A 12,292-nucleotide genomic window follows, 5' to 3' on the forward strand; every position below is an offset into this window, starting at 1 on the left:
CCCGTCACCCGATGTGCAGCGGGTCGATCTGCACCCGGGCCGGCTCGTGGTTCTGCCGCGCGCTGAGCACCCCGACGCCGCGCCGCAGCGCGGCCGCCAGCGCCAGGCCCTGCTCACGCGGAACCCGCGCCAGCATCCTGGTCACCGGCACGCCGGCGGGGGTGCCGGCCGGGCGGCGCACGCCCGGCGGCAGGTCGACCGGGCCGAGCAGGTCGGTCCCGTCGGGCAGCCGCACCTCCGCCAGCAGCGCGGCCACCGCGTCGGCGGCCCCATCCACGGCCGCGATGTGCACGCTGGGCGGCAGGCCGACCTCGGCCCGCGCCGTCAGTTCGGCCTCCGCATGGCCCACCGGGTCCCAACGGATCAGCGATTGCACTGTGGGAATGGATGATTCGGCGACGACCAGCACCACGCCGCCGTCGCCGCGGGGGCGCACCAGCGCGGCGGCGCTCATCCAGCGCCACAGGGCGTCCTCGGCGGCGCGCAGGTCCTGCCGGCCCAGCAGCGCCCAGGTGTCCAGCAGCAGCGCCGCCCCGTACCCGCCGTCGGCGCGGGGTTCGGCGCCGGGGGTCGCGACCACCAGCGCCGCGCGGGCGGCCACCTCGCCCACGACGGCGTCGCCCGACGAGGTGATCACCGGGGTGCCGGCGAACGCGCGGCCGAGCTCCTCGGCGGTGCGCCGGGCCCCCACCACCACCGCGCGCACCGCGTCGGATCCGCAACGCGCGCAGCGCAGCTGCGGTTCGGGGCGGCCACACCACCGGCACACCGCCCCAGGACCGCGTTCCTGCAGCGCCAGCGGCCCCGTGCAATGCCGGCACCGGGCGATGGTGCGGCAGCGCCCGCACGCCAGCGACGGGACATACCCGCGCCGCGGCACCTGCACCAGCACCGGCGCCCCGGCCTGCAGCGACGAACGCGCGGCGCGCAGCGCGATCGACGGAATCCGCGCGGTGCGGGCCGCCGGGTCGCGCTCCTCGGCGTAACCGCTGTCGTCGAGGGCGACCACCCTCGGGGTGCGGGCACGCACCACCGGCCGCACCGCAACGATGTCGTGCGCCCATCCGCTGCGCACCAGCGCCTGGGCCTCGGCGGTGCGCGCGAAGCCGCCGATCAGCGCCGCGCACCGCGCCTGGTGCGCGCGCAGCATCGCCACCTCCCGGGCGTGCGGGTACGGCGCCCGCGGCTCGGCCAGGCTGTCGTCGGCGTCGGCCCACACCATGACGAGGCCCAGGTCGGACAGCGGCGCGAAAACCGCGCTGCGGGTGCCGATCACCAGCCGCGCGGTGCCGCGCAGCGCCGCCAGCCAGCGCCGGTAGCGCGCGGCCGGACCCAGACCCGCCGACAGCGCCACGACGCAGTCCTCGTCGAGCCGGGCCGTTGCCGCGCGCCACAGCTCGTCCAGGTCGCGCTGGTCCGGCACGATCGCCAGCGCCGCCCGACCGGCCCGGACGGTTTGCGCGGCGGCCTCGGCGAAGCGGTGCGCCCACGGCTCACCCGGCAGCGCCTGCCAGACCGCCCGGGCGGCGCGCGACTCGCCCAGGGCGGCCAGAAACTGGCCACCACGGCCGTAGGCCTCCCAGCCCGACGGGTCGACGGGCGAGACCACCGGCAGCGCGAGGGCGCGCGCCGGTTCCCGCTCCACCCGCGCGTGCCGGGGCGGCACCGCCAGGCGCAACACGTCGGGCCGGGTCCCGGCGTAGCGCGCCGCCACCGCGTCGACCAGCCGGCGGATCTCCGGCGTGAGCACCGGTTCGGCCGACACGACGCGGTCCAGCCAGCCGAGCTTGCCGGTGTGGTCGGTGTCGTTGCGACGCTCCAGCACGAACGCGTCGACCAGCCGGCCGTGGAACCGCACCCGCACCCGCACCCCGGGCTGGGCGTCGTCGGACTGCTCGGCCGGCACCAGGTAGTCGAACTCGCGGTCCAGGTGCGGCACCGAGAGCATGGGCAGCACCCGGGCGATCGGTTCGACCTCGGGAGTTACCTTGCTGGCCAAGGGAACCGACAACTAGCCTTCGTCGGCCTCGGGCCCGTAATCGCCCTCGTACTCGCCCTCGTAGTCGTATTCGTAATCCGCCTCGTAATCGGGTTCCTCCCGGCCGAAGAAGAATCCCGCCGTGATCAGGACCTGCGCCGCGGCGTACAACCACCAGATCGGCACCGCCAACGCGTCGTTGTACAGGATGAACCGGCCGATGGCGATCATGGCGTCCGACGCCGCGAAACACACCGCCCCCACCGCGGTCCAGATCGTCGGCAGGTCCGCGAGCAGCGCCGCGCAGACCATCGCGGTCAGCACCAGCATGTAGAGCGTCACCGGGACCGTCAGCTTGTCACGGCCCAGGTGCGGCCAAAACCACAGCAATAACGACATGGTGATGAGGCAGATCAGCACGACCGCGGCCAGGCGCGGCCGCGTCGCCCGGGCCAGGGGAACCAGCGCGCCCAGGAAACACAAGTGCGCCAACAGGAATGCGGCCAGTCCCAATCCGAACGACATCGTCCACCACGGGATGGCCAGCAGCCAGTCGCCGACGGCGGACAACAGCAGTGCGGGCATCAGCCAGCGCCGCTCGCGGACGACGGGGTGCGCCACCGCGGCCACCGTCAGCAGCAACGCCATCGACGCCTTGAACGGCGGCTGCAGAACCCAGTGCCCCGTCAAACTCGTTCCGGGCGGCGAGCGCAACGCGAGCACGGTCAGGTACACGCCGTAGCCGAGCCCCGCCCACCCGGCCACCACCCACCCACCGGACACCAGCCGAGGTGCGTACGGTACTTCCATGCCCAGCTTGGAGACCGCGGAGGAAAACCCTGGTATCGACCCCATCTTGCAGAAGGTACTGGATGCGGTTCCGTTCCGGTTAACAACTGACGATGGTGTCGAGGCGGCGCGTCAAAGGTTCCGCGACCTGCCGCGTCGTCCGCTGCACCCGGAACTGAGGGTCGAAGACCGGGCGATCGCCGGTCCGGGCGGCCCCATCGGCATCCGGATCTATTGGCCCTCCGCCGATCCCGGACCGAATACGCCCGTGGTGCTGTTCTTCCACGGCGGCGGCTTCGTCGTGGGCGACCTCGACACCCACGACGGCACCGCCAGGGAGCACGCGGTCGGCGCCGACGCGATCGTGGTGTCCGTCGACTACCGGTTGGCTCCGGAGCACCCCTACCCCGCCGCCGTCGAAGACGCTTGGGCCGCAACGCTGTGGGTCGCCGAGCACGGCCCCGAACTCGGCGCGGATACCGCCCGGATGGCGGTGGCCGGCGATTCGGCCGGCGGGACGATCGCCGCCGTGACGGCGCAGCGCGCCCGCGCCGCCGATCGAGGCGGCCCGGCGATCGCTTTCCAGCTGCTGTGGTATCCCTCCACCCTGTGGGACCCGTCGCTGCCGTCGTTCACCGAAAACGCCACCGCGCCGATCCTCGACGCCAGGGCCGTCGCCGCGTTCTCGCGTTGGTACGCAGGTGAAGTCGACCCGTCGGACCCGCCGCCGGGCATGGCCCCCGGGCGTGCCGAAAACCTGGACGGCCTGCCGCCGGCCTACATCGGTGTCGCCGGCCACGATCCGCTGCGCGACGACGGCATCCGGTACGGCGAGCTGCTGGCCGCCGCGGGCGTGGCGGTCGAGGTGCACAACGCCGAGACGCTGGTGCACGGCTACCTCGGCTACGCCGGGGTGGTGCCGGCCGCCACCGCCGCGCAGGAACGGGGGCTGGCCGCGCTGCGCAATGCCCTGCATTAACTGCCCGGAAGCGTACGGTGAACGGATGATTGAGCCGACCCTCGCGCGACCGAGCATCGACCCGGCGCTGAAAATGTTGCTCGATTCGTTCCCGATGACCTTCAACGCCGCCGACGGTGTCGAGGTCGCGCGCTCGAGGCTGCGGCAGCTCAAGGTGCCGCCGGAACTGTTACCTGATATGCGCACCGAGGAGCGGACGATCGGTCACGGCGAGCTGACCGACATTCCCGTGCGGATCTATTGGCCGGCCAGCGATCGCGAGGCCCTGCCCGTCGTCGTCTTCTACCACGGCGGCGGCTTCTCGCTGGGCGACCTGGAGACCCACGACCCCGTCGCCCGCGCGCATGCCGCCGGCGCCGAGGCCATCGTGGTGTCCGTCGACTACCGGCTGGCCCCCGAGCATCCCTTTCCCGCCGGGGTCAACGACTGCTGGGCCGCGCTGCGGTGGGTCGCCGAAAACGCCGCCGGGCTGGGCGGCGACCCGGCCCGGATCGCGGTCGCGGGCGACTCGGCGGGCGGCAACCTCGCCGCCGTCATGGCCCACCTGGCCCGCGATAACGGCGGGCCGGCGCTCGCGTTCCAGTTGCTGTGGTACCCGGTGGTCACGGCGGACCTGTCGCTGCCGTCGCACACCGAGAACGCCTATGCGCCCATCCTCGATCGCGACGTGATCGAGGCCTTCCTGTCCTGGTACCTGCCCGATCTGGAGATCACCGATCCCGGGGCGCTGCCGATCACCCTGGCCCCGGCCAATGCGGACGACCTGTCCGGTCTGCCGCCCGCCTTCATCGGGATCGCCGAGCACGATCCCCTGCGCGACGACGGGTCCCGCTACGCCGAGCTGCTCAACGCCGCGGGCGTTCCCGCCGAGCTGAGCCACGAGCCCGACATGGTGCACGGGTATGCCAGCTTCTCGCTGGTGATTCCGGCCGCCGCCGAGGCCACCAACCGCGGGCTGTCCGCGCTGCGGAACGCGCTGCACAGCTAGCTAGCCGCGGCGCGAATACTCGCTGGGCGCAACGCCGTACCAGCGCTTGAAGGCATGCGAGAACGTCGAAACCTCGGTGTAGCCCAGCCGGGTGGACACCTCTTCGACCGTGAGCCCGACGTTGCGCAACAGGTCGACCGCCAGCGCGGAGCGCGCCTCGTTCAGCAAGGCCCGAAACGACGTGCCCTCCTCGGCGAGGCGCCGCCGGAGAGTTCGCGGATGAACGTCGAGTTCGGCGGCGACGTCGGGAAGCGTTGGGAACAAGGCGGATTCGCGGAACAGCTTGCTGCGCACCAGCGCGGTGATTCCCTGGCGGCGCTCGCTGCTCTGCATCAACAGGTCGCATTGGGCCATGCACATTTCCAGCGTGTGGCGATCGGCCTGCGGGAGCGGCTCGTCGAACATGGCGCGCGGGAAGTACAACCGGTTGTGCGCCCGGCCGAACCGGACCTCGTGGACCGGCACCAGTTCGAGCAGCGGTCGCAGCAGCTCCTCGTCGACGGCGAGGTCCGCCAAGACCTCGTCGGCGTACTTTTCGGCCACCGGCAGCGCGAAACCGGCTGTGGTCGCGATGATTCCGGCGATGTCGCGTTCGATGAAGAAGGCCTGCACGTCGGCGGGCAGGTGACCGGCCTGCAGCTCGATCAGGTACCCGTCGGCCGTTTCGAACAAGGCGAGGTCGATCTGCATCATGGTCAGCGCGAAGTACCGCATGGCGATCGAGAACAGCTCCCGCAGGGTGCCGCAGGACATCACCGCGAACCCGAACAGCCCGAAGTGGGTGAGCATGAATCGGCTGCCCACGTCGACCCCGATGCCCGCGTCATCGAGCCGGGCCAGCACCCGGCGCACCGCCTCGATCTCGTCGAGCGCGCTGACCATCGCGTCCGCCCGATGCAGGTCGGCCGGGTCGATCGCGGTGCCCGCCAACACCTCGCTCGTCGGCACCCCGCGCTCGTTGGCCACCTCGCACAACACCCGGGTGGCGTACACCGGGTGACTCAGCGTCAAAAGATCTCGCACCGGCCTGTCCTAAACTCCCAACTCCTTGTCCGATACTCTCATTACCGGCCGCCGCCGTCATCCATACAGTGGAGTCATGGCGACCCTCAGCGTTGAGCGCCCATCCGCGGGACCGGCCACCCGGCTGAGCTCCTGGACGATGACCCGCGAGGCCCTCACCGTCGGATTCGATGTGGGCGAGCGCTTCGTCGGCCGCCTACGCGGCAACGACATCGCGCGATTCCGTTGCGCGGGAAGGCGTTTCGTATCGATCAGCCACCCCGACTACGTCGACCACGTCCTGCACGAGGCCCGGCTGAAATACGTCAAGTCCGACGAGTACGAGCCCATCCGCGCCACCGCGGGCGTCAACCTGCTGACCGACGAGGGCGATTCCTGGGCGGCGCACCGCGCCACGCTGAACCCCACCTTCGCCCGGCGCCACCTCAACGGGATCGTCGACCTGATGATCGACCCGATCATCGAGGTCACCGGCGCCCTGCAACCCGGCACCCCCTTCGACATCCACGAGACCATGGTCGAGGCGACGCTGCGGGTCGTCGCCAATTCCCTGTTCAGCCAGGACTTCGGGCCGTTGGTGCAGAGCATGAACGACCTGGCGACGCGCGGCCTGCGGCACGCCGAGCGGCTGGAGCGACTCGGGCTGTGGGGCCTGATGCCACGCGCGGTCTACGACGCGCTGCACTGGTTGGTGTTCTCCGGCGTCCGCATGCCCCCGCCGTTGCGCGACATCCAGAACATCACGCTGACCCTCGACCGGGCGGTCAACGCGGTGATCGACCACCGGCTGGCCCACCCGACCGACTCGGGGGACCTGCTGAACGTCTTGCTGCGCGCCGACGGTGGAAGCTGGCCGCGGCAACGGATCCGCGACGAGGCCCTGACGTTCATGCTTGCCGGCCACGAAACCACCGCGAACGCGATGTCGTGGTTCTGGTACCTGATGGCGCAGCACACCGAGGCGCGGGACCGGATGCTCGCCGAGATCGACGACGTGCTGGGCGCCCGCCGCCCCACGTCGGAAGACCTGACGAGGTTGCCGTGGACCACCGCCTGCCTGCAGGAGGCGCAGCGCTACTACTCGGCGGTGTGGACCATCGCCCGGCGCGCGATCGAGGACGACATCATCGGCGGGCACCACATCCGGCCCGGGACCACCATCCTCATCCCGATCCACCACATTCACCACGACCCGCGCTGGTGGCCCGACCCGGAAACCTTTGACCCGCGCCGGTTTTGCCCGCCGGACAAGAACCGCCCACGCTCGGCCTACCTGCCGTTCGGCGGCGGCCGGCGGATCTGCATCGGGCAGAGCTTCGCGCTGATGGAGATGGTGCTGATGGCCGCGATCATGAGCCAGCGCTTCGCCTTCGACCTCGCATCGGGCCGTCCCGTCGAACCCGAAGCAACGCTGACCCTGCGGCCCAAGCACGGCATCCACGTCATCGGAAGCGAGCGCGCATGAAACCCGACTACGACACCCTGATCGTCGGCGCGGGATTCTCCGGCATCGGCACCGCGATCAAGCTTGACAAGGCCGGGCTGTCCAACTACCTCGTGCTCGAGGCGGGCGACGGGGTCGGCGGGACCTGGCACTGGAACACGTATCCCGGTATCGCCGTGGACATTCCGTCGTTCTCCTACCAGTACTCCTTCGAACAGAGCCCGCGCTGGTCACGGACCTACGCGCCCGGCCGCGAGCTCAAGGCCTACGCCGAGCACTGCGTCGACAAATACGGCATCCGCTCGCGGATCCGGTTCAACACCAAGGTGCTCTCCGCCGAGTTCGACGACGAACGCCACCTGTGGCGGGTGCAAACCGATCCCGGCGGAGAACTCACCGCCCGGTTCCTGATCAGCGCCAGCGGCGTGCTCACCGTGCCGAAGCTCCCGGACATCGACGGCGTGGACTCCTTCGCCGGCATCACCATGCACACCGCGCGGTGGGACCACAGCCAGGACCTGACCGGCAAGCGCGTCGCGATCATCGGCACCGGCGCCTCGGCCGTGCAGGTCATCCCCGAGATCGCACCGATCGTCGCCCACCTCACGGTGTTTCAGCGCTCCCCGATCTGGTGCTTCCCCAAGTTCGACGTGCCGCTGCCGGCGCCGGTCCGCTGGGCGATGCGGATCCCCGGCGGCAAGGTCGTGCAGCGGCTGCTCAGCCAGGCGTTCGTCGAGCTGACCTTCCCGCTCGCGGCGCAGTACTTCACGGTCTTCCCGCTGGCCAAGCGGATGGCGTCGGCCGGAAAGCGCTACCTGCGCCAGCAAGTCACCGACCCGGCCGTCCGCGAGCAACTCACGCCGCAGTACGCGGTCGGCTGCAAGCGGCCGGGCTTCCACAACGACTACCTCGCCACCTACAACCGCGACAACGTCCGGCTCGTCACCGAGCCGATCGACAAGGTCACACCCGCCGCGGTGGCCACCACCGACGGGGAAACCCACGAGATCGACGTGCTGATCCTGGCCACCGGCTTCAAGGTGATGGACACCGACAACGTCCCCACCTTCTCGGTCACCGGCAGCGGCGGCAAGTCGTTGAGCGCGTTCTGGGACGAGCACCGGCTGCAGGCCTACGAGGGCGTCAGTGTCCCCGGATTTCCCAACATGTTCAGCGTGTTCGGTCCCTACGGGTACGTCGGCTCTTCGTATTTCGCGCTCATCGAGACCCAGACGCACCACATCGTGCGGTGCCTCAAGCGGGCCCGGCGCGACGGCGCCACCCGCGTCGAGGTCACCGCCGAGGCCAACGAACGGTACTTCGCCGAGATGATGCGCAAGCGGCACCGGCAGATTTTCTGGCAGGACAGCTGCAAGCTGGCCAACAGCTACTACTTCGACAAGAACGGCGACGTGCCGCTACGCCCGGCGACCACGCTGGAGACCTACTGGCGCAGCAGGCGATTCGACCTCGACGACTACCGCTTCACCGCCTGAGCGATCGAGATCACCTGCGCCCCTGCAAAATCCCCTCGATGTTGCGTTCCGCCAGCGCGGTGATCGACATGAACGGGTTGCAGCCCAGATAGCCTGGCAGCAGCGACGCGTCGTTGACGTAAAGCTTGTCGTAGCCCTTCACCCGGCCGTATCCGTCGGCGGCCCTGCCCCTGACCACCCCGCCCATCGGGTGAACGGTGTTGGGCGCGAACGCCGTTCCCTCGAAGAGGTCGTCGCGGTAGTCCACGCCGTTGGTCTGCGTCACCTTGTCGAAGACCAGGCGGGCCCGCTCGCGCAGGTGTTCCGTGTGGTCGTCCGGCCAGTCGATGGCGATCGAGTCCTTGGTGCGGTCGTAGACGATGTTCGCGCGGTCGCCGGTGCGTACCATCACGTAGTAGCCCAGCGCGAGCGTCTCCACCGGCAGGGGAAGCGAGAACATGCTCGCGTACACCGGGTTGTCCGGATCGTCCCTGCCGTCGAGGTTGATCATCCCCAGCAGCGACTGCTGGGTGCCCGCCGGGTCGGTGGGCTGCAGCATGTGGGAGACCATGATGTCCCCGTTGTTGCCGTACCCGCGGCCGACCTCGTCGCTCAGGTGGGGCAGCGTCCCCGTCTCGCGGGCCCGCAGCAGGATCTCGTTGGTACCGAGCACCCCGGCGCTGAGGAACAGCTCGTCGCAACCGATTTCGGCGCGGGAGACGACCTTGCCGAACCGGTCGATCTCGAGGGTGGACACCACGTATTCGCCCGAGGGCTCGCGCCGGACGCCCGTCACCTCGGTGAGCGGCTTGAGCGTGACCTTCCCCGTCGCCAGGGCCGCCGCGATGTAGGTCTGATCGACGCTGCCGAACCTGCCGTAGTTGTTGCCGTACTGCTGTTCGAAGTTCAACGCCGAGCGCGGAACCAGTCCCGCCTCTTCGCGCTGCATGTAGTCGAACGAATAGGCGCTGCCGTTGTAGTCGACGCGGTAACCGGCGGCCTCCGCGTACTTTCGGCCCACCCTGGCGTATTGGAACCACGGCGTGCTCTCGAACCAGTCCATGTCGCGGTAGCTGATCCGCAGCATGGATTTGGCGCGTTCGATGTAGGTCCCCAGGAAGGCGTCGGGATCGATGTCGGGGAAGGTGGCCCGGACCTGATCAGGGGTGGGGATGGCCGCGATCGCGGCGTTGACCATCGATCCGCCGCCAACGGCCGTGCCGCGGAACACCGCGTGGGCGCCGTGCACCACCTTCTCGCAGATCCCGGCCTGGACGGGCTGGGTCGACGGCGAGTGCTTGGCCACCTGCGCGACCGACACGCCGCGATACGACGGCACCAGGCTCGGCGGGACGGACGTGAACCACCCGGCGCGGTTGTCCGGGGGCACCATTCGCGAGAAGCGCTTCCCGTCTGCGTCGGGGGTGTTCCACCACCTGCCCTTTTCCAGGATCAGCGTCTCGATGCCGGCCTGGCCGAGCCGCAACGCCGACACCCCGCCGCCGTACCCGCTGCCGACCACGATCGCCCGGTAATGCGGGCGCAGCGCGGTCGCGTCCGCCCGCCGCGTGCCCAGTTCGACGGCGCCGGCACCGAGGGCGCCCGCGGCGACACCCGCGGCGGCACCAAGAAAGCGTCTCCGCGAGAAAGCCATCCCTGCCTCCGGTCCAAGCAAACTGTGATTTAACTAACCGCGTGTTAAGCATACCTGAAGTATGCGAAATAGGCTATTGTATGTAGACATGACAGGTGACCGGCTGTCAATTCGACCGTCAGAATGGTATGGGACGCGTGTGCCACTTTGGTCTCGCCTAGGGGCCGTCTGCCGACGAGAGGCCTCCGCCGAGCGCTGGAAGCGGCCCAAGAAATACCTGTGGCTGCTGGCCGCGGCCGTCCCCGCGCTGATCTTCCCCTGCTGGTTGGCGGCTCAGCGCACCGGTTTCGGCGTGTTTTGGTGGGGCGTCCCCATCCTGGCGTTCGTGATCATTCCCGTCCTGGATCACCTGATGGGCCCCGACGTCACCGACAACCCCGACGAAAGCGTCCTCGCCTGGCTGGAGACCAACCGGTTCTACCGCTGGGCCACCTATCTCTACCTGCCCAACCAGTACCTGTCGCTGGTGTTCGCCTGCTGGCTGTGGAGCGGCGGTGGTTGGGTCAGCATGGGTTTGGCCGACAAAGTGGGACTGATGGCGACGGTCGGCCTGGTCGGCGGGCTGGCGATCAACGCCGCGCACGAATTGGGACACACGCGCATCCAGGCGGAACGCCGCCTGAGCAAGGTGGCGCTCGCACAGACCTGCTATGGGCACTTTTACGTCGAACACAATCGCGGGCACCACGTTCGCGTCGCGACCCCCGAGGACCCGGCCAGCGCGCGCCTGGGCGAGCACCTCTACGCCTTCATCCCGCGGTCGGTGCTCGGCGGCCTGCGCTCGGCCTGGCGGCTCGAGGCGGACCGGCTGGCCGGCATGGGCAAATCCCGCTGGTCGCTCAGCAACGACGTGCTCAACGCGTGGCTGATGAGCGCCGCGCTGTTCACCGTCCTTTCGGTGTGGTTCGGCCCCGTCGTGCTGCCGTGGCTGATCGGCCAGGCGATCATCGGCTTCTGCCTGCTGGAGACCGTCAACTACATGGAGCACTACGGGCTGCGGCGGCAGAAGCTGCCCAGCGGCCGCTACGAACGGGTCCGGCCGGCGCACAGTTGGAACAGCAGCTCGGTGATCACGAACGTCCTGCTGTTCCATCTGCAGCGGCATTCCGATCACCACGCCAACCCGCTGCGCCCGTACCAGGTGCTGCGCCACGTCGACGAGGCGCCGCAGCTGCCGAGCGGGTACAGCGCCATGCTGCTGGTGGCGTTGCTCCCGCCGCTGTGGCGCCGGGTGATGGACCCGCGGGTGCTCGACTTCTACGGCGGCGACGTCCGCCTGGCCGCGCTCAAGCCCGGCGCTGACCGTCCCCGGCCGGCGCTACGCTTTCAGGCGTGGCCAAGGAGTTTGCGCGTCTCGATGAGTCGCTGAGGGAGTTCATCGCGGATCAGGCCGTCTTCTTCGTTGCCACCGCGCCCGCCGAAGGCGGCCGAATCAACCTCTCCCCCAAGGGCTATCGCGACACGTTCGTGGTGCTCGACGAGCACACCGTCGCGTATCTCGATCTGTTCGGCAGCGGCGTCGAAACGATCGCGCACCTGCGCGACAACGGCCGGATCACGATCATGTTCTGCTCGTTCACCCGCAACTCGCGCATCCTGCGGCTGTTCGGCAACGGGCGCGTCGTGCGCCCGGACGCCGCCGAATTCCCGGTCCTGCTAACGCGTTTCGGAGGCGCGCACGCCGGCGTTCGGGCCGTCATCGTCGTCGAGCTCGAACGGATCGCGGACGCCTGCGGATTCGCGGTGCCCTACTACGAGCTCGTCGACGAGCGCCCGGTCCTCGACGCCCATCACGGCAAGGCGTCCGATGAGGCCTTCGCGCGGTTGACCGAACGCAACCGGCGCAGCATCGACGGGCTGCCCGCACTGGACGCCGACCACCCGGTTCCGCCCCGAACGTAACGCTTCGCCCGCCTCGACCGATGGTTGTGCCAGGCGGGGGTCGACGGAAAGGGACCGACG

Annotated in this window: 10 protein-coding genes; 6 read left to right on the forward strand and 4 right to left on the reverse strand. The window is 69.8% G+C overall.

The window, feature by feature from the left end:
* Nucleotides 1-4: 4 nt before the first annotated feature.
* Both AWB89_RS03160 and AWB89_RS03165 read right to left on the reverse strand, forming a co-directional pair.
* Nucleotides 5-1,948, reverse strand: coding sequence for a primosomal protein N' (locus tag AWB89_RS03160; RefSeq protein WP_085171586.1), 1,944 nt, complete (start codon nucleotides 1,946-1,948; stop codon nucleotides 5-7).
* Between the two features lie 63 nt (nucleotides 1,949-2,011).
* Nucleotides 2,012-2,788, reverse strand: coding sequence for a lysoplasmalogenase (locus AWB89_RS03165; RefSeq protein WP_085171512.1), 777 nt, complete (start codon nucleotides 2,786-2,788; stop codon nucleotides 2,012-2,014).
* On the opposite strand from AWB89_RS03165, the gene AWB89_RS03170 reads away from it, so the two are divergent.
* A complete protein-coding gene (locus AWB89_RS03170) occupies nucleotides 2,787-3,746 on the forward strand; it encodes an alpha/beta hydrolase (RefSeq protein WP_085171514.1) in 960 nt (319 codons plus the stop codon). The two genes, AWB89_RS03165 and AWB89_RS03170, sit on opposite strands and share 2 nt — an antisense overlap.
* A 25-nt stretch (nucleotides 3,747-3,771) precedes the next feature.
* Nucleotides 3,772-4,734 (forward strand): alpha/beta hydrolase, encoded by a 963-nt coding sequence (locus tag AWB89_RS03175; protein ID WP_085171515.1) that lies wholly within the window; start codon nucleotides 3,772-3,774, stop codon nucleotides 4,732-4,734.
* Here the strand turns inward: AWB89_RS03175 and AWB89_RS03180 are convergent, their stop codons facing one another.
* A complete protein-coding gene (locus AWB89_RS03180; protein WP_142280204.1) occupies nucleotides 4,735-5,757 on the reverse strand; it encodes a helix-turn-helix transcriptional regulator in 1,023 nt (340 codons plus the stop codon).
* A gap of 76 nt (nucleotides 5,758-5,833) precedes the next feature.
* Here AWB89_RS03180 and AWB89_RS03185 point away from each other — a divergent pair, with 76 nt between their 5' ends.
* Nucleotides 5,834-7,222, forward strand: a complete 1,389-nt coding sequence (locus tag AWB89_RS03185) for a cytochrome P450 (RefSeq protein WP_085171520.1) — start codon at nucleotides 5,834-5,836, stop codon at nucleotides 7,220-7,222.
* Nucleotides 7,219-8,697 carry a flavin-containing monooxygenase gene (locus AWB89_RS03190; protein WP_085171522.1) on the forward strand — a complete coding sequence of 493 codons (1,479 nt, stop codon included), beginning with the start codon at nucleotides 7,219-7,221 and terminating at the stop codon, nucleotides 8,695-8,697. The genes AWB89_RS03185 and AWB89_RS03190 overlap by 4 nt, the downstream gene beginning before the upstream one ends.
* 10 nt (nucleotides 8,698-8,707) lie before the next feature.
* Here AWB89_RS03190 and AWB89_RS03195 read toward each other — a convergent pair whose 3' ends face one another.
* Nucleotides 8,708-10,330, reverse strand: coding sequence for a GMC oxidoreductase (locus AWB89_RS03195; protein ID WP_085171524.1), 1,623 nt, complete (start codon nucleotides 10,328-10,330; stop codon nucleotides 8,708-8,710).
* A gap of 139 nt (nucleotides 10,331-10,469) precedes the next feature.
* Between AWB89_RS03195 and AWB89_RS03200 the strand changes: the two genes are divergently transcribed.
* Both AWB89_RS03200 and AWB89_RS03205 read left to right on the forward strand, forming a co-directional pair.
* Entirely contained in the window at nucleotides 10,470-11,699 is a 1,230-nt protein-coding gene (locus AWB89_RS03200; protein WP_241520417.1) for an alkane 1-monooxygenase, read from the forward strand.
* Entirely contained in the window at nucleotides 11,663-12,232 is a 570-nt protein-coding gene (locus AWB89_RS03205; RefSeq protein ID WP_085171528.1) for a pyridoxamine 5'-phosphate oxidase family protein, read from the forward strand. Before AWB89_RS03200 ends, AWB89_RS03205 begins: the two co-directional genes overlap by 37 nt.
* The last annotated feature ends 60 nt before the right edge of the window (nucleotides 12,233-12,292 follow it).

The sequence above is a fragment of the Mycobacterium paraense genome (genome assembly GCF_002101815.1).
GTDB lineage: Bacteria > Actinomycetota > Actinomycetes > Mycobacteriales > Mycobacteriaceae > Mycobacterium > Mycobacterium paraense.